The organism is Sphingomonas sp. Leaf357 (assembly GCF_001423845.1).
Classification (GTDB): Bacteria; Pseudomonadota; Alphaproteobacteria; order Sphingomonadales; family Sphingomonadaceae; genus Sphingomonas.
Window position 1 is genome coordinate 1,271,080 of sequence record NZ_LMPM01000001.1, and the last position, 18,866, is coordinate 1,289,945.

At 65.6% G+C, this 18,866-nt stretch carries 10 protein-coding genes; 6 read left to right on the forward strand and 4 right to left on the reverse strand.

All coding sequences use genetic code 11. The features are described 5' to 3' along the window. Window positions 1-137 precede the first annotated feature (137 nt). The 3 genes from ASG11_RS05975 to ASG11_RS05985 form a co-directional block, all read right to left on the reverse strand. The gene (locus tag ASG11_RS05975; protein ID WP_055776426.1) at window positions 138-3,074 is read right to left on the reverse strand and encodes a TonB-dependent receptor plug domain-containing protein; all 2,937 of its coding nucleotides are present in this window, start codon (window positions 3,072-3,074) and stop codon (window positions 138-140) included. A 266-nt stretch (window positions 3,075-3,340) separates the two neighbouring features. Next, window positions 3,341-4,696, reverse strand: a complete 1,356-nt coding sequence (locus ASG11_RS05980) for an ATP-binding protein (protein WP_055780388.1) — start codon at window positions 4,694-4,696, stop codon at window positions 3,341-3,343. Window positions 4,697-4,704: 8 nt separating this feature from the next. Beyond that, the gene (locus ASG11_RS05985; RefSeq protein ID WP_055776429.1) at window positions 4,705-5,433 is read right to left on the reverse strand and encodes a response regulator transcription factor; all 729 of its coding nucleotides are present in this window, start codon (window positions 5,431-5,433) and stop codon (window positions 4,705-4,707) included. A 240-nt stretch (window positions 5,434-5,673) separates the two neighbouring features. On the opposite strand from ASG11_RS05985, the gene ASG11_RS05990 reads away from it, so the two are divergent. The 5 genes from ASG11_RS05990 (at window position 5,674) to ASG11_RS06010 (ending at window position 15,602) form a co-directional block, all read left to right on the forward strand. Further along, the gene (locus ASG11_RS05990) at window positions 5,674-6,801 is read left to right on the forward strand and encodes an efflux RND transporter periplasmic adaptor subunit (RefSeq protein ID WP_055776432.1); all 1,128 of its coding nucleotides are present in this window, start codon (window positions 5,674-5,676) and stop codon (window positions 6,799-6,801) included. Between the two features lies 1 nt (window position 6,802). Next, window positions 6,803-9,928 carry an efflux RND transporter permease subunit gene (locus ASG11_RS05995; RefSeq protein ID WP_055776436.1) on the forward strand — a complete coding sequence of 1,042 codons (3,126 nt, stop codon included), beginning with the start codon at window positions 6,803-6,805 and terminating at the stop codon, window positions 9,926-9,928. Further along, window positions 9,925-11,361, forward strand: coding sequence for an efflux transporter outer membrane subunit (locus ASG11_RS06000; RefSeq protein ID WP_055776439.1), 1,437 nt, complete (start codon window positions 9,925-9,927; stop codon window positions 11,359-11,361). The genes ASG11_RS05995 and ASG11_RS06000 overlap by 4 nt, the downstream gene beginning before the upstream one ends. Before the next feature lie 71 nt (window positions 11,362-11,432). Continuing rightward, the gene (locus tag ASG11_RS06005) at window positions 11,433-13,022 is read left to right on the forward strand and encodes an alkaline phosphatase D family protein (protein WP_055776442.1); all 1,590 of its coding nucleotides are present in this window, start codon (window positions 11,433-11,435) and stop codon (window positions 13,020-13,022) included. A 159-nt stretch (window positions 13,023-13,181) separates the two neighbouring features. Then, window positions 13,182-15,602 carry a TonB-dependent receptor gene (locus tag ASG11_RS06010; RefSeq protein ID WP_055776445.1) on the forward strand — a complete coding sequence of 807 codons (2,421 nt, stop codon included), beginning with the start codon at window positions 13,182-13,184 and terminating at the stop codon, window positions 15,600-15,602. A 21-nt stretch (window positions 15,603-15,623) separates the two neighbouring features. On the opposite strand, the gene ASG11_RS06015 is transcribed toward ASG11_RS06010, so the two are convergent. Next, window positions 15,624-16,454, reverse strand: a complete 831-nt coding sequence (locus tag ASG11_RS06015) for a DUF4198 domain-containing protein (protein ID WP_082472622.1) — start codon at window positions 16,452-16,454, stop codon at window positions 15,624-15,626. Between the two features lie 79 nt (window positions 16,455-16,533). On the opposite strand from ASG11_RS06015, the gene ASG11_RS06020 reads away from it, so the two are divergent. Beyond that, on the forward strand, window positions 16,534-18,861 hold the full coding sequence (locus tag ASG11_RS06020) for a TonB-dependent hemoglobin/transferrin/lactoferrin family receptor (protein ID WP_055776452.1): 2,328 nt from the start codon (window positions 16,534-16,536) through the stop codon (window positions 18,859-18,861). Window positions 18,862-18,866 lie beyond the last annotated feature (5 nt).

Sequence of the window (18,866 nt, forward strand, 5' to 3'; positions counted from 1 at the left end):
GGCGGTACACTCGGCAACGGAACGATCTACGCCGCAACCGGTGCCATGATGCGCGTGTCGGAGGAAATACGATAGTCGTTTTGGCCCGCGCACCAAGAAAAACGGGCGACCGGCACTGCCGATCGCCCGAAGCAACTTCAGAACTTGAAGTTGGCGCCGACCTTGAAGGTACGGCCGACCGCGCCGATCTGGTGATAGGTCGGGTTGTAGTTCGCCGCGGCATAATTGCCCGCATTGAGCGGAGCCTTGGCATCGAGCAGGTTGATCACGTTGAAGTAGAACTGGAAGCGGTCGTTCACGTCGACGCTGCCGACCAGATCGACGTCGATGAACGAATTGACCTTGCAGTTGAAGTTCGGATCGCTGCCCTGATACGTGCTGCTGCTCGCGCAGTCCGTACCGCCGAACTGGTCCTCGGCCACCGCCTTGAAGCCCTTGGTGTAATAGGCCGTGCCGGTGAGCGAGTACGGCCCGTACTGCACCGCGTTCTGCCAGTTGCCGCGCCACTGCGGCGTGCCCGCGCCCGACGACGTGACATAGGGGGCCTGCGTCCCGACGAAATCCTGGTAGGCGCTGTCGGCGCTTGGCTTGAACTTGTAGCTCAGGATGTACGTCGCCTCGGCCCGGCTGGTCAGCTTCAGTTCGTCGGTCGGCTTGAACTGCACCTGCGCCGAGAAATCGATGCCCTGCGTGCGCAACGCCGCCGCATTGGCGAAGGGCCCGTTGACGAACAGCACGCGGCGTGGCGCGTTCGGGAACGCGGGATCGATCGCATCGAGCGTCACCGAATAGCCGGCCGGCAGCGCCGTACCCGCATAATATGCCGACAGGGCATCACCCGACAACGGTGCCGCGGAGATCACGTTGGTCTTGCGGATGTTGTAATAATCCGCCGTGAAGCTCAGCCAGCGGGTCGGCTGAGCGATGAAGCCGCCGGTGAAGCTGGTCGATTTCTCCGGCTTCAGGTTGGCATCGCCGATGGTCTGGAAACCGAAGCCATAGGTCTGGTTGTAGGAGCTGCCGCCCGAGCAGGTGCCGTCCGGGTTGGACGTCGCGCCGTGCTGCACCTGTAGCGAGCAGGGCGGACGACCGCTGGTGAAGCCGACCACCGAACCGCCGAGTTCGGCGAAGCTCGGTGCGCGGAAGCCCTTCGAGAAGGTGCCGCGCAGCGCGATCTCGCGGATCGGCTGGAACTTCGCGCCGATCTTGGGCGAAAAGTTGTTGAAGCCGTCCGAATAGTGATCGTACCGGCCCGACGCGTTGATCTCGAGCGAGGTCAGCACCGGCGCGTTCACCTCGAAATAGCCCGAGGTGACGTAGCGATGGCCGACGGCGGTATACTGGTTCAGGCCGATCGTCTGCGCATTGGCGTTCTGGTTGGGATCGTTGACCGCCTCGTAGCGGAACGAGCCGCCCACGCCGAGCTGCAGATCGCCGCCCGGCAGGCTGAACAGGTTCTTCGTCACCACACCCTGGACCATGTCCAGATCGCTGGTCGCGCGAGTCGAGACGCGCGGCGACAGGGCACTGCGCACCGCCGACGAGTTCTGGCTGGGATCGACGAAATTGTAGCTGCCCGTGTTGATCGCGGTGATCAGGGCCGGCAGGTTGATGTACCCGTCCTGATCGATGTCGAGCCACGATTTGGCAGCGGTGGCATCGAACGAATAGGTCCAGCCGTCACCGAACTTGCCGGAGATGCCGGCCTGGCCGCGCAGCACCCGGTTCTTGTATTCGGAGCGTGTCGCGATGTCGCCGAACAGGTAACGAATCGCCGCGGCCTGGCCGCTAGCCGCGAACGGGTTGTTCGGGTTGAGCTGTCCGTTGGTCAACACCGCGGGCAGCACGATGCTGAGCGTATTCACCGGGTTGGCCGAACGGATCGGGTTCGGACTGCCCGACGAGATCACCGTATTCTGGAAGTACGATACCGAGCCATAGGCCTGCGAGTTGGCACCGATGTCCGCGGTCGCGTGGATCGTGCCACCGAAGCGCGTCTGCTCGGGCTGGATCTGGCCGTAATCGGACACCAGATTTTGCTCGCAGCCGACGCCCTGCGCACCGGTCACCCGGAGCTGGCCGGCCGCGCAGCCATTCGGATTGAGAATCCGCCACGGGCCGCTGGTCAGGCCGGAACCGGACAGCGGGTTGCCGGCGATGGTCTGCTGGCTCGGCGCGACGATCGCGCTGGTGGTCGTGCCCGGAACGATCGAACCGGCATTGTTGTTGTCGCCACCGATGCCCGACAGGTCGTTGGTGTTGAACGGATAGCCGCGATCGCGCGCCCAGATCGGATTGTCGTGCTGATATTCGCCGCTGATATAGACGTTGTAGCCATCTTCCTTCAGCTTGCCGTGGCCGACGGTCAGCGTCGCGCGCTGGGTGCCGCCATCGCCGCGCTGCGTAGCACCGGCTTCGACCGTACCCTGGATGCCGGTGATTTCCTTCTTCGTGATGATGTTCACCACGCCGGCGATCGCATCCGCGCCGTAGCTGGACGAGGCGCCGTCCTTCAGCACTTCGACCCGGTCGATCGTCGCATTGGGAATGGTGTTGAGATCGACGAACGAGCGTTGACCGTCATCGGCAAGCGGATAGGCGGCGGTGCGCACGCCGTCGACCAGCGTGAGCGTTGAGTTCACGGTCAGGCCGCGCAGCGACACCGCCGACGATCCCGCGCCGAAACCGTTGGAGAAGGCGGTCGGGATCGAGCCCGAGCTGTCGGCCGAGATCGACCGCACCGCATCCGATGCCGTCGTGATGCCGGCGCGCGCGAGGTTCTCCGAGGTCAGCACGGTCAGCGGCGACGGCGTCTCGGCATCGATGCGGCGACGGAAGAGACTGCCGGTGACGACGATATTGCCTTCGTCGCCTGCGGCGTCAGCCGGAGCGGCTTCGGTGGTCTGCGGCGTGGCGGCCGGCGGGGTCTGAACGGTCGAGGTTGCTGGCGGCACGATCGGGGCGGCATCCTGCGCCGTGGCCGGCAGCGCGAGGCCAGTTCCGGCGGCGATCAGGATAGGCAAGGCGACACCGCGCAGGAGGATCTGGCGGCGAGTGCGACGATTATCAGTCATTGTGACGTTCCTTGGGCTTGACGATCCCGTCCGCCTGAAAAGCGGACGGGCACGACCGTCAGCGCCGACGCCCCTGCTCCCCCCAATAGGAGCCGCGCCGAATGTCCGGCGCCCCAATGCGAGCGGCCGGGGCAAGCGTAAAGCTCGGCTCATCGCAATTTTTGTAAATTTCTGACACCGTGGTAATATGGTTACAGTTTTGTTTCGCGTTCGTAATTTATTGTAAACAGGTCAGTCGCTGCCGGAGTTGGGGGAGTGCGCTGCCGTCAGCCGACTATCCGGACGACCGCCACCATGCCGCCGCCCGGATGGTTCGACAGGTTTACCTGTGCCCCGAAGGTCTCGGCCTGCGCGCGCGCGATGGTCAGGCCGATGCCGGTGCCGTTGTCCATGCTGTCGCCGCTGCCGCGGACGAAGGGTTCGAAGATCTTGGGCAGCAGATCCTCCGCGATTCCCGGGCCGTAATCGCGGATCGCGATCTCGATCGCATCGGCGCGGCGCGTGCAGGACACGTCCGCCCCGCCGCCATAGCGCACAGCATTGTCGATCAGGTTGGTGACGCAGCGTGACAGCGCGTCGGGCTTGACCCTCGCCTGCGCGCCGCAGCCGCCGACGAAGTGGACCTTGGCACCGAATTCGGCCGCATCCTCGGCCAGCGCGGAGAGCAGGGAATCGAGATCGATCACCGACCATTCCTCGCGGCTCTCGCTGCTGCGCGCGAGGTCGAGGCCATCGCGCACCAGCGCCAGGGTCGCGCCGAGATCGGCGATCAGGCGATCCCTGAGCGTCGCGTCTTGGACCTGTTCGAGTCGCAATCGCAGGCGGGTGAGCGGAGTCTGCAGATCGTGGCTGATCGAGGCCAGGATGCGGGTACGTTCGCGTACGCCCTCCCGCACGCGGCTCTGCATCGTGTTGAACGCGACCATCGTCTCGCGCACGTCGGACGGGCCGCGTTCGGCGACCGGTTCGGCGTCGATCGTGCGTGCAAAGGCGCGCGATGCAGAGGTGAGGCGGCGCAGCGGCGCGGTGGCGAGGCGCGAAACGACGACCGATAGCGCGCCGCTCGCCGCGACGATCAGCAGCAGGAACAGCGGATTGAGCATGGCGCTCGGGGGCAGGGATAGGGTCGGCAGATCGAATGCCAAGGAGATGCGCTGGCCTTTGGCATCGTTGTAACTGACCACCCAGCAGCCCGGCAGCTGCGGCACGAAGAAGCCGGCGGCGCGGTGGGTCCATTCATAGGGGATGCGCGCGAAGCAATATTGCCACGGCACCTGCAGCCCACGCGCCCTGGCGCGCACGCCGAGCCGGTCCCGCAACGCCGCGTCGAGCGACGAATCGCTGCCGGTCGGCACGGCGAGCCGGGGGTTGGCGCGATGCGCGCCGATGATCTGGTTATGATCGAGCAGCGCGGCGGTCTCGTCCGGCGCCCGCGTCATGCGCCCGACGATATCGACCGCGCTGACGACCAGCCGCTCGTCGAGGAATTGCGCGAAATCGTGGCGGCGCGCTTCCTCGGCCACGAACAGCGCGGTGATCGCCGAGATCGACATGCCGATCGTCAGAAGCAGTGCCAGCCGGCCGGCGAGCGACCCGGCAAACCCCCATGCCCCGGCGATCATCCGGCGGATCACAGGAACGTCACGTCGCTGGCCAGGACATAGCCTTCGTTGCGCACCGTCAGGATCAGCGTGTCCCCATCCGGCGCGGCGGCGAGTTTCTGGCGCAGGCGGCTGATCTGAAGGTCGATCGAGCGGTCGAACGCGACCGTGGCATGGCGTTCGGGCAACAGCGCTTCACGCGACAACACCTCGTTGGGGGCATCGATGAAACGCGACAACAAGCGGAATTCCGCCGAGGACAGCATCACCAGGCGGCCATCGGTGGTGATCAGGCGACGTTTGAGCAGATCGAGCTGCCACGCGCCGAATCTCGCGAAGCGCGCGCCGCGGGGACGCTGCGTCTCCTCGTGGCGGGTGCGGCGCAGCAGGTTGCGGATGCGCGCGAGCAGCTCGCGCGGTTCGAACGGCTTGGTCAGGTAATCGTCGGCACCGAGTTCTAGCCCCAGCACGCGATCGATCGCGCCGTCGCGCGCGGTGACCATGATGATCGCGCCATCATGTCCCTCGGCCCGCAATTCGCGGCACAAGGTCAGCCCGTCGCCGTCCGGCAGATTGAGATCGAGGACGATCAGGTCGGCATGATCCTCGGCCAGAGCATCGCGGACTCCGGCGATGCTTCCCGCCGCGCGCACGTCATACCCCTCGCGTGCCAGTTGCCCGATCATCAGATCGCGGATGTCGGCATCGTCGTCGGCGACGATCAGGCGGTCCATATGGGGTATGTTGAGGTCTTCCATCCTTGTGGGTATAGGCAGCGGCATCGGCGCTGTCTGTTACCTGATACATCGCGATACACTATGCGACGGAACCCTACGCGCGGCCACGTGCAGCCAAGAAGAGAAATCAATTCTCTCTGTTGCACCTGCGAAGGGATCGCCATCTGCGCTCTTTGCTTTACCCGGATTTCGCGGAGTTCGATTCATGTGCGGCCTATATTGTTTCCCAGTGCTGCCCGCGTCGCCCCGGACACGGTCGTGATGCGCGTCGTGACGATCGTGCGCACCGCGCCGCTTGCCTTGGCCTTCGCGCTCGCCGCCTGTGGCGGGGCCAAGACGCCGCCTGCGCAGCCGCCGGCCGAGGTCGGATATGTCACGTTGACGGCCGGGCCGGTCGCCGTCTCGACCGAACTGACCGGCCGCACCGCCTCGACCGAAACGGCCGATGTGCGTCCGCAGGTCGATGGCATCGTCCAGGCGCGCCTGTTCGAGGAGGGCTCGCTGGTCCGCGCCGGCCAGCCGCTCTACCAGATCGACGCGCGCCTCTATCGCGCGTCGCGTGATCAGACCGCCGCGCAGCTCGAAAATGCGCAGGCCGCTTATGTCACCGCGCAGGCCAAGGCCGCGCGCTATTCGAAGCTGACCGAGATCGATGCGGTCAGTCGCCAGGATATCGACGATGCCAATGCCGCCGCGCGCCAGGCGCTGGCCAACGTCCATCAATATCGCGCCAGCCTGCAGACCGCGAAGATCAATGTCGGTTTCACGCGGGTCTATGCGCCGATCTCCGGGCGGATCGGTCGATCGGCCGTGACCAAGGGCGCGCTGGTCACCGCGAGCCAGACGACCGCCATGGCGACGATCCAGCAGCTCGACCCGATCTTCGTCGACATCACCCAATCGAGCCAGCAACTGCTCGCGCTGCGCCGTCAGTTGGCGCAGGGCGATATCCTGCCCGCCAATGCCAGCGTGCGGCTGAAGCTGGAGGATGGCACGCTGTATCCCGGCGTCGGGCGGATCGAATTCTCCGAAGTCACGGTCGACCAGAACGCCGGCACCGTGACGCTGCGCGCGCGCTTCCCCAATCGCGAGGGCATCCTGCTGCCCGGCATGTTCGTGCGCGTCGAAACGCCACAGGGCGTGGTACCGAACGGCATCCTCGTACCGCAGCAGGGCATCGCCCGCGATGCGAAGGGCAGCGCCACGGCCCTGGTGGTCGGTGCCGACAACAAGGTGGCGCAGCGCAACGTGACGACGGCGAAGGCGGTCGGCAACAAGTGGCTGGTGACCGACGGGCTGAAGGCCGGTGACCGCCTGATCGTCGAGGGCACGGACAAGGCGATGCCCGGCGCGACCGTCAAGCCCGTCGCTATCAAGACGGCCCAGTAATATGGGCATCAGCAAGTTCTTCGTCGATCGCCCGATCTTCGCCTGGGTGATCGCGATCGCGGTGATGCTGGCGGGCGTCGGATCGATCATGTCGCTGGCCATCGCGCAATATCCCGACGTCGCGCCGCCTTCGGTCAGCGTCAGCGCGACCTATCCCGGCGCCTCGGCGGAGACGCTGGAAACCAGCGTGACCCAGATCCTGGAGCAGCAGCTGACCGGGATCGACGGGCTGCTGTATTTCTCGTCCAGCTCGAGCTCGGCCGGCACCGCGCAGATCACCGTCACCTTCGCCAAGGGCACCGACCCCGATACCGCGCAGGTGCAGGTGCAGAACAAGGTGCAGCGCGCGGTATCCCGCCTGCCGAGCGCGGTGCAGTTGCAGGGCCTGTCGGTCACCAAATCCAATTCGGATTTCCTGCTGATCGTCGCCCTCTACGACAAGACCGACAAGTCGACCGACAGCGACATCGCCGACTACCTGGTGAGCAATTTCCAGGACGATCTGGCCCGCGTCGACGGCGTCGGATCGAGCCAGGTGTTCGGATCGCAATATGCCATGCGGATCTGGCTCGATCCGGTGAAGATGGCGGCGGTGCAGCTGATGCCGTCCGACATCTCCAGCGCGATCACCGCGCAGAATACCGAGGTCGCCGCCGGTCAGATCGGCCAGACGCCGGCGATCAAGGGCCAGATGCTCAACGCCGTCGTGACCGCCAAGTCGCGCCTGCAGACGCCCGAGCAATTCCGCGACATCATCGTCAAGACCAAGACCGACGGCTCGGTCGTCAAGCTGTCGGACGTAGCGCGGGTCGAATTGGGGCAGGAGGATTACACCTCCTCGGCCCAGCTCGACGGTCATCCCGGCTCCGGCATGGCGATTCAGCTCGCGCCCGGTGCCGATGCGCTGAAGACCGCGACGGCGGTGAAGGCGCGCGTGCAGGAACTCGCCGCGAAGATGCCCCCCGGCTACACCTTGGCGTTCCCGTACGACACCACCGAATTCATCAAGCTGTCGGTGCACGAGGTGGTCGAGACACTGATCATCGCCGTCGTACTGGTGGTCGTGGTGATGTTCCTGTTCCTGCAAAGCTGGCGTGCGACGCTGATCCCGGCGATCGCGGTGCCGGTCGTGCTGCTCGGGACGTTCGGCGTGCTGGCGCTGTTCGGCTATTCGATCAACACGCTGACCTTGTTCGCGATGGTACTGGCGATCGGCCTGCTGGTCGACGACGCGATCGTCGTGGTCGAGAATGTCGAACGTTTGATGACCGAGGAACAGCTGTCGCCGCGCGATGCGACGATCAAGTCGATGGACGAGATCGGGTCCGCGCTGGTCGGCATCGCCATGGTGCTGTCGGCGGTGTTCCTGCCGATGGCGTTCTTCGGCGGATCGACCGGCGTGATCTATCGCCAGTTCTCGGTCACGATCGTCGCGGCGATGCTGCTGTCGGTGCTGGTCGCGCTGATCCTGTCGCCGGCCTTGTGCGCCACCTTGCTGAAAGGCGGCGATCACGATCCGTTGAAGCGCAAGGGCCTGTTCGGGCGCTTCAACCGCTGGTTCGACCGTTCCACGACACGCTATGTCGGCGCGACCAAGAGCGTGATCGGGCATCGTTTCCTGCATCTCGGCATCTTTGCCGGTATCGTCGTCCTGCTCGCATTCCTCTTCGTGCGCCTGCCGACCAGTTTCCTGCCGGATGAGGATCAGGGCATCGCCATGGTGCAGTTCACCCTGCCGGCCGGTGCCACCAGCGAACGCACCGGCGTCGTGCGGGACCGGGTGGAGAAATTCTTCCTGACCGACGAGAAGGCCAATATCGGCAATATCTTCGCGATCACCGGCTTCGGTTTCTCGGGGTCCGGGCAGAATGCCGGCATCGCCTTTGCCAGCCTCGCGCCGTTCGCCGACCGCAAGGGCAGTGTGAACGGTGCTCCAGCCATCACGACGCGCGCCACGCAGACGTTTTCGAGCATCCGCGACGCTCAGGTCTTCGCGCTGACGCCGCCGGCAATCTCTGGCCTCGGACAGTCGAGCGGCTTCACCTTCGAACTGCTCAACACCAGCGGGATGGCGCAGGACAAGTTCCTGGGGCTGCGCGACAAGCTGATCGCGGCGGCGAACAAGGATCCGTTGCTCGCCCAGGTCCGCGCCTCGACATTGCCGGATACGCCGCAGCTGCGCGTCGATATCGACGATGCGAAGCTTGCCGTGCTCGGGCTGACCGAGGCCGACGTGACCGGTACGCTCAGCTCCGCCTGGGGCAGCACGTACGTCAACGATTTCGTCGATCGCGGGCGCGTGAAGCGGGTCTTCATCCAGGCGGATGCCGCGTATCGCATGCTGCCCGGCGATCTCGACAATTGGTTCGTCCGCTCCTCCGTCAACGGCAACATGGTGCCCTTCTCCGCCTTCGCCACGACGCGTTGGGAAAAGGGGCCGACCAGCCTGTCGCGCTTCAGCGGACGTTCGTCCTACGAGATTCAGGGTGCGCCCGGTGTCGGCGCCAGCTCGGGCGATGCGATGAAGCGGATCGTGGAATTGCAGCAGCAACTGGCACCGGGCACAGGCTATGCCTGGGCCGGGCTTTCCTATCAGGAGAACCAGACCAGCGGTCAGGCACCGATGCTCTACAGCCTTTCGGTGCTGGTCGTGTTCCTGTGCCTTGCCGCCCTGTATGAAAGCTGGTCCGTGCCGTTCGCGGTGCTGCTGGTGATGCCATTGGGCGTGATCGGCGCGGTGCTGGCGGTGACGCTGCGTGGCCTGGAGAACAACATCTATTTCCAGGTCGGCCTGCTCACGACGATCGGCCTCGCCTCCAAAAACGCGATCCTGATCGTCGAGTTCGCCGAAATGGCGCGGCGCGAGGGCAAGGACGTGGTCGAATCGGTGCTGGAGGCGGCGCGGGTGCGTTTGCGTCCGATCCTGATGACCAGCCTCGCCTTCGTCGCCGGCGTGCTGCCGCTGGCGATCGCGAGCGGGGCGGGCGCGAACAGCCGTATCGCGATCGGCACGGCGGTGGTTGGCGGGATGATCACCGCGACGGTTCTGGCGATCTTCTACGTACCGATGTTCTTCGTCGTGGTCGCTCGCCTGTTCCACCGCGCGCCCAAGGAGGCCGAGGCATGATCCGCATCCGCACGCTCGCCTTGCTGCTGGCGGCATCCAGCCTTGCCGCCTGCGACATGGCACCGAAATACGTTCGCACCACCGCCGACGTCGCGCCGCAGCAATGGCCGGCCGGCGCGGCCTATGCTCCGGCCGCCGCCGGCCAGGCCGGGTTGCCGTGGCGCACGGTCTTCGGCGATGCGAAGCTCCAGCAGGTGATTTCGCAGGCGCTGGCCAACAATCGCGATCTGCGTGCGGCGGTGGCCAACATCGCCTCGGCCCGCGCGCAATATCGCGTGCAGCGCTCGGCCCAATTCCCGACGCTGGCGGCCAGCGGCGGGGCGACGATCTCGCGCACGATCAGCGGATCGGGCGGCACCGGCAACCTGACCAATCCGGCAGGTGCATCGTACAGCACGTTCAGCGCTGATGTCGGCGTCAGCGCGTTTGAACTCGATCTGTTCGGACGACAGAAGAACCTCTCGCGCGCCGCGTTCGAACAATATCTCGCGACCGAATCCGGGGCGCGATCGACGCGATTGATCCTCGTCGCCGACACCGCCTCCGCTTATGCGACGCTCGCCGCGGACGGCGAATTGCTCCGGGTCGCGACCGAGATGGTCGGCAGCGGCCAACGTACCGTGAAACTCACGCAATCGTTGCACGATGTCGGGCTCGTCACGGGCAGCGATCTCGCCGATGCCGAGACCGTGCTGGCGCAGGCGCAATCCGATGTCGAACGCTACACCACGCAGGTCGCGCAGGACCGCAATGCGCTGAACCTGCTGGTCGGCGCGGCGGTGGCGGATGCGCTGTTGCCGGCCTCGCTCGACGGGGTCGACAAGGCGGTCGGCAACGTGCCGGCGGGGCTGTCGTCCAGCGTGCTGGCGGAGCGCCCCGACGTGGTCGAGGCCGAACATCGCGTGAAAAGCGCCTATGCCAGCATCGGCGCGGCCAAGGCGGCGTTCTTCCCGCAGATTTCGCTCACCTCCGCGATCGGCGTCGCCAGCAGCGCGTTGACCTCGCTGTTCACCGGCGGCGTGGTGAGCTGGTCGGCATCGCCGAGCGTGTCGCTGCCGATCCTGGGCGGCACCAATCGCGGCAATCTGGACTATGCGAAGGCGCAGGCGGATTATTATCAGGCGCTCTACGAGAAGGCGATCCAGACCGCGTTCCGCGATGTCGCCGACGGTCTGGCGCGGCAGGGCACGATCGCGCGGCAGCGCACCGCCCAGGCGCGCTTGGTTGCCGCCGCCAACCGCAGCTACACGATCGCCGACGCCCGCTATCGTGCCGGCACCGACAGCTTCCTCACCGCCTTGGTCGCGCAGCGCACGCTGTATTCCGCGCGCCAGGCGGCGATCTCGGTGCAGCTGGAGGACGTGGCCAACCGCGTCACCTTGTATCAGGCGATCGGATCGGACGAGAGCTTGGGGTCGATGGAGGTGCGGTAAACGTCTCCGCCGATCGTCATCACCGAGCAACAATTCGCCGCGAAGGCCCGGCAGTCGTTATAAGGCTGCCCATGAGTCGTTTCGAACCCGCCGCGCTCTCCCGCCGGACCGTCATTCTCGGTGCCGCCGGGTCGGCTGCCTTGCTGTCCGTCGGCGCGCGTGGCGCGCTGCACCTGCCGCAGGGCCTGTTCACGCTCGGCATCGCGTCGGGCGATCCCACCCCGGACGGCATCGTCTTGTGGACTCGGCTCGCCCCTGCGCCGCTCGAACCGGATGGCGGCATGCCGCCGGTGTCCGTCCCGGTGCGCTGGGAGGTCTCGGACGACGAGGGCTTCGCGCGGATCGTGCGATCCGGCGTCGCGCGGGCGGACGCGCAATGGACCCATTCGGTGCATGTCGATGTCGCCGGCCTGCGCCCGGCGCGGCGCTATTTCTATCGCTTCATCGCCGGCGGCGAGGCAAGCCCGGTCGGGCGGACGATCACCGCGCCGGCCCCGGGCGCGAGGGTCGATCGGCTGCGCGTGTGCTTCGGATCGTGCCAGAAATACGAGGTCGGACGCTACGGCGCGTACCGCCACATCGTCGCCGACGATCCCGATCTGGTGCTGTTCCTCGGCGACTATATCTACGAGGACAAGGTGAAGGATGGCGACGAGGCGGTGCGCCGCTTCGACCTGAGCGAGGCGGTCGATCTGGCCGGGTATCGTGCGCGCTACGCCGCCTACAAGCTCGATCCGTTGTTACAGGCCGCGCATCGGGCTGCGCCCTGGGTGCTGACCTGGGACGATCACGAGGTCGCCAACGATTACGGCGACGCGCGCGACCAGAACAATTCCGATCCCGCCGTCTTCCTGCGCCGCCGCGCCGCCGCCTATCGGGCCTATTACGAACATCAGCCGCTGCGCGCCGCGACCCGGCCCGATCGCGACGGCGGCATGCATCTGTATCGCACGCTGGACTGGGGCCGGCTGGCGCAGTTCCAGATCCTCGACGACCGCCAGTATCGCGGGCTGCCCGCGTGCCAGCCACCGGAACTGGCCGAGCGCCATCTGAGATATCGCAGCCTGATCCCGGCCTGCGCGACGCTCGGCGATCCGCACCGCACGATGCTGGGCGCAGAGCAGGAGCGCTGGTTGATGGCGGCACTGGCATCAACGCGCGCGCAATGGAACGTGCTGGCGCAGCAGACGCTGATGCACCAGCAGGTGCGGATCGATTCCGGCCATCCCGAACGCGGCGATCAATATGGTGCCGATACCTGGTCGGGCTTCCCGGCGGCGCGGGATCGGATATTCCGCCGCTGGGCCGAGGTCGGCACCGGCAATCCGATCGCATTGGGCGGCGACATCCACGCCTTCGCCGCCGCCGACATCCGCGATCCGGCCCGGCCCGATGGCGCGGCGATCGGCACGGAATTCGTCGGCGGATCGATCACCTCGCTGCTGCATGATCCAAGCTACAAGGCGCTGGCCGCGCGCAACAGCCTCGGTTTCGCGGAGGATGCGAAGCGCGGTTACGGTCGCCTCGATCTGACTCCGTCCGGGGGCGAGATGGTGTTTCGCGGGCTGGACGATTCGCGGCGCGAGAACTCGGCCATCGCCGATATCGCGCGCTTCATGTTGGAGCCGGGCAAGCCGGGACTGAATATGTCCGCGGGATGAAATCCAGCATTACTTTGTCACAATAGATACACAGAACCGTCCTACCGGCGACGCAACGCAGGGGCGCCCGATCCAAGAAGAGCGCGATCAAGACATGAGCCCGGCCGGGCAACTGGCCGGGGCCGTGCACCTGCGTCCGGTATATTTGGGGGTATCTGCATGTATTCGAAGCTCAAGCCTGTCGCCTTCTTGCTCTCGGCGAGTCTGTTGTCGATCGCTACGGCGGCCGGGGCGCAAACGGTCGTCGTGCATGCCGAATCCACCGATGTGTCGCCGGACGCCGTGCCGACCGATGACGGCAGCGAGATCCTCGTCGTCGCGCGCAAGAAGTCCGAGAACAGCCAGCAGGTGCCGATCCCGATCACGGTGATCGGCGAGAAGGAACTGAGCCGCCAGAACCTGACCAATTTCACGACCTTCCAGACCAAGTTTCCGGCCTTTTCGGTCTATCTGACCAATCCGAAGCAGTTGAATCTCGGCATTCGCGGGATCGGCAATAACGGCTTCAACACCGACGGCATCGACGGTTCGGTCGGCATCTTCGTCGATGGCGTCTACACCGGGCGGCAGGGTATGGTGTCGAGCGATTTCAACGACATCGCCGATGTCGAACTACTGCGCGGGCCGCAGGGCACGTTGTTCGGCAAGAACACCACGGCAGGCGCGGTGATCATCAACACGTTGAAGCCGAGCATGACGTTCGGCGCGAGCGGGGAAGCGACCTACGGCAACTACGATTTCAAGGAATTCAAGGGCAGCGTTACCGGGCCCCTGATCGCCGACAAGCTCGCGCTGCGCGTGTCGGGTTTCTACAGCGACCGCGACGGCAACTATAAGAATCTGCTGTACGGCAACTACCAGAATGCGCGGCAGGGCTGGGGCGTGCGCGCGCAATTGCTCGCCACGCCGAGCGAGGATCTCACGGTCCGCCTGATCGGCACGCACGGCCGGCAGAGTTTCCCGACGATCTCGCCGATCATCTTCTCGATCTACAACCCCGCGGCGTTGCAGGCGCGGATGGCGGCGGCGGGCTATACCCTGCTGACCAGCACCGTGCGCGACCGCAACGTGAACATCGACAGCCCGTTGAACGCGACGACGAAACTGGATTCGGCGAGCGGCGAGGTGGATTACAATCTCGGCGACCTCGGAAATGTCACCTCGATCACCGCCTACGAGCGCTGGGAATGCTTCACCAACAACGACAATGATTTCACGCAGTTGGACGCGGTGCGGGATTATGGGTCGTGCAATAAGGAGCGCCAGTTCAGCCAGGAGCTGCGCTGGTCCAGCCCCAAGGACCAGCCGGTCGAGGCGACGATCGGCGGGTTCCTCAGCCGCCAGCGCCTGCAGGTGGATTCGCGCATCCGGTTCGGCACGCAATATCACATCTGGGCCGCCAACCCCTCGGCGACGGCTTTCCCCACCATCGGCGGGCGGACCTGGGCGCAGGGTGCCTATGCCGCCGCGCTGACCGGTGCGGGCTTCCGCAGCCAGGCCGTGTTCCACACCGATACCGACGCGGTGTTCGGCAACGTCACGTGGCACCCGGACACGGCGCGCCGCGTGGCGATCGACGTCGGCCTGCGCCAGACATGGGAGCGCCGCTCGGAAGTGTATGACGGCGTCGTCGCATCCAACCCCGGCAACCTGACGACCGCGCAGTTGAACGCACTGTCCCCCAGTGGCGCGAACGCGCAGCTCGGCCATGTCGACACCAGCCTGAAGGACAGGTCGCTGTCCGGCGAGATCGGAATCAACTACAAATTCACGCCGGACGTCTTCGCCTATGGCAAATATGCGCGCGGCAACAAATCGGCCGGGTTCAACCTGCTGCCGTACAACAGCACCAACCCCGACAGCGGCGTCGCCTCGGCGATCGCGCTCGGCGCGCAACAGACGGTGAAGGGCGAGACCGCCGACAATTTCGAGGTCGGCGTGAAGAGCGAATTCTTCGACCACAAGGTGCTGCTGAACGTCACCGCGTTCCACACCAACGTGAAGAACTATCAGGCCAATCAGGCGGTGGGGTCGGGGAGCAACGCGATCCGCTTCCTCGCCAATGTTGGCTCGCTGACGTCGAAGGGCGTCGAGGTCGAGGCGCAGACCTGGCTGTTCGCCGGGTTCCACACCAAGGGCTTCGTCGCGTATAACAAGGCAATCTATTCGTCCTTCCCGAACTCGGTCTGCCCTGCGCAGTTCACCGCACTCACCTGCGACCTGACCGGCCGGCAAGTCGCCTGGGCACCGAAATGGACCGCCGATTTCACCGCCGATTACACGACCGCAGTCAGCAACGACGTGAAGGTCTACGGGCTGGTCGACGTCAACTGGCGCTCGAAGCAGAATACCACGATCACGCTCGATCCGGCGGCGGAGATCGGTGCCTATGCGCTGACCAGCGCACGCGTCGGCACGTTGCTGATGGGCGATCGGCTGGATCTTCAGCTGTGGGTCGAGAATCTGTTCGACAAGGCTTATTATTCCAACCTGCTCGGCCTGACCAAGGCGACCGGGATCGTGACGGGCTATGCCGGCAATCCGCGCACCTTCGGCATCACGGCGAAGGTCCGGATGTGATGCGCAGCTGAACCGACAAGATCACAGTGCCTCGAACGCCAAGGTCGCGGTGAAGCTGGTATAGGCGTCGCGACCGGCGGGCGTGGCGGTGCGGTGGCGGGCCAGGAGCAGGTAGCGGCCGGCATCGGGCGGGGTGAGCGTGATCCTGCCGGCCTCGTCCGTGGTCGCGGTGCCCGCCTGTTTGCGCCCGTCATACACACCGGCCTCGCGGAAGAGCGTGACCGCTTCGCCGGCCAACGGCTTGCCGTCGTAGAGGATTTCGAACGCCGCCGGTGCGCCCGGCGAATAGCTTGCCGGATCGCCGAGCGGGTGGATTTCGAGCGCCTTGCCGCGAACCGTGAGAGCGCCGGACGCGCCGGGCTTGCCGCGCAGCACATAGGCGTCGGCGATCGTCGCGCTACGCACGTCAACGAAGGTCGCGCCTGCGGGGGGCGCAGCGCCTTCGCCGACGATCGTCCAGACATTTCCGGTTCGATACATCTTGCCGACCCGTCCGAGCCGCTGGCCGGACGACACGCGATACAGGCCCTCGACGGGCAGCGACGCTTCGACGACCGTCAAGTCGCTGGCGAGCGTTGGCGCGGCGAGCGGCACGGTCTTGCCATCGGGCCTGGTCACCTCGAACGGCGCATCCTTCATCGCGATTTCGGGGCGGAAGGCATCCTCGCCGAACGAAGCCTCGATCGTGATCCGGTCGCGCGCCGCCTCGAACGCACTGGGCAACACATAGGGCATATGGCCCATGGCAGGCGATAGCGCCGATGCAATCGTCACCGCAACCGCGCAGATTTCCAGCATCGTCGCTGTCGTGCGGCGCTTCAAAACGCCGGACCGTATCCGTCCCAACATCATCGTTTCGCTCCCATATCGATGGACTCTTGCTAACGAGAATGACTCGCACTAGCAAGCCGTCATCACAAAGGGAATCGCCATGAAACTTGCCGGTCTGTTGTTGGGCATCTCGCCTGTCGCGTTCGTTGTCGCTGCCGTCGCACCGGCCTCAGCATCATCCGCCGATCCGGTGGTGTTCGAGGCGACTACCGGAACGGATGTCGCGTCCGCGCCGGATGTCGAGGACCAGAACGGCGTGATCACGGTCACCGCGACCCGCACCGAAAAGCCGGTCGAGGATGTGCCCGCGACGGTATCGGTGATCGACACGACGACGATCGACGATCGCCTCATCTCCGACATCAAGGATCTGGTGCGCTACGAACCGGGCGTCAGCGTGCGCCGCGCGCCGGCGCGCTTCACCGCCGCCGGCGCTTCGACCGGGCGCGATCGCGACAGCGGGTTCAATATTCGCGGGCTGGAGGGCAACCGCGTCCTGATCACGGTGGATGGCGTGCGCGTGCCGGATGCTTTCGCCTTCGGCGCGCAATCAGTCGGGCGCGGCGATTATGTCGATCTCGATCTGCTGAAATCGGTCGAGATCCTGCGCGGTCCGGCATCGGCGCTGTACGGCAGCGACGGCGTGGCCGGTGCGGTGAGCTTCATCACCAAGGATCCGCAGGATTTCCTGAAGGACGGCAAACTGGTCGGCGGTGGTTTGCGCGTCGGCTATGACGGTGCCGACAACAGCTGGACCAAGGGGTTGGTGGTTGCGGGCAAGGCAGGCGACATCCAGGCGATCGTCGCCTTCACTCGGCGCGACGGACACGGCATCGAGACGAAGGGCACCAACGACAGTGCCAATACCGATCGCACGACGGCCATTCCCCAGGATATCGTATCGAACGCCCTGCTCGCGCGTCTGGTCTGGACGCCGACCGACGGCAGCCGCGTGCGCCTGACCTATGAGCGGTTCGCGTCGGTAGTCGATTCCGACGTGCTCAGCGCAATCACCAAGCCTCTGCCGCCCGCACCGCTGGCGTCGACGGCAGTGCTCGGCCTTCGGGCGCTCGACACGACGTCGCGCGACCGGGGCACGATCGACTATCGCTACATCGGCGATGGCGCGATCAGCGGCATCCGCGCCGCCGCATATTATCAGCAGAGCAAGACCGATCAGACCGGCTGGGAAGATCGCAATACCGCGCTCGACCGGATCCGCATCAACCGCTTCGACAACGAGGTTTACGGCGGCATGCTACAGCTCGAAAGCCGTCTCGCTACCGGACTGTTCTCCCACCTGTTCGCCTATGGCGCCGATTACTCGCACACCCGGCAAACGGGTGTGCGAGACGGCACCGTGCCGCCGGCCGGCGAGACCTATCCGACGCGCGCTTTCCCGACGACCGATTACACGCTGGTCGGCGTTTTCGCGCAGGACGAGATCGGGATCGCGGATGGATTGCTGACGCTCTTCCCATCGATCCGCTACGATCACTACAAGCTCAGTCCGCAGACCGATCCGTTGTTCACCACCTTCGTCCCGCGCGGGCAGAGCGCGTCGCGCTTCACCCCGCGGCTCGGCGCGGTGGCGAAGCTGACCGGGAATATCCGGTTGTTCGCGAATTACAGCCAGGGCTTCAAGCCGCCCGAGCCGAACCAGATCAACAACGGCTTTGCCAATCTGGTGTCGAACTACCGCTCGATCCCCAATCCCGATCTGAAACCGGAAACAAGCAACAGCATCGAAGGCGGCGTGCGGCTGAACGGCCAACGCTGGTCGCTGAGCGGCACGGCGTTCCGCAGCCGCTTCCGCGACTTCATCGATCAGGTCCAGGTCAGCGGCGCGTTCACCGCGGCCAGTCCGGCGGTTTTCCAATATATCAATCGCGGCCGGGTGAAGATCGAGGGGTTGGAGGCCCGAGGCGAGGCGCGGCTGCCGATCGGCCTGGGCGTGCGGGCGGCGGCCTCCTACGCGAAGGGACGTGTGGAATCGCCCAATGCCACGACCGGGGTGGTGGAGACGCTGCCGCTCGACAGCGTCGATCCGGTGAAATTCGTTGCCGGCATCTTCTACCAGCCCGAAGACGGTCCGGTCCGCGCAGAACTGGCCGCGACGCACGCGGCGGGCAAGAAATTGTCCGATACCAACAACAGCTGCAACGTCCCGGCGCGCGCCGCGACGTCGACCACCCCGGCGGTGCCCGCGACCTACTGCTTCACCCCGCCGGGCTTCTGGATCTTCGATGCGACTGTCTCGCTCAAGGTGCGCGATCATGCCACGGTGCGCGCCGGCGTGTTCAACATCACCGACAAAAAGTATTTCTGGTGGAGCGACGTGCGTGGCCTGTCCGCGACGTCGGTCGTGCAGGATGCCTATTCCCAGCCTGGCCGAAACGCCGGCGTATCCGTTTCCTTCAGCCTGTGAGCCCG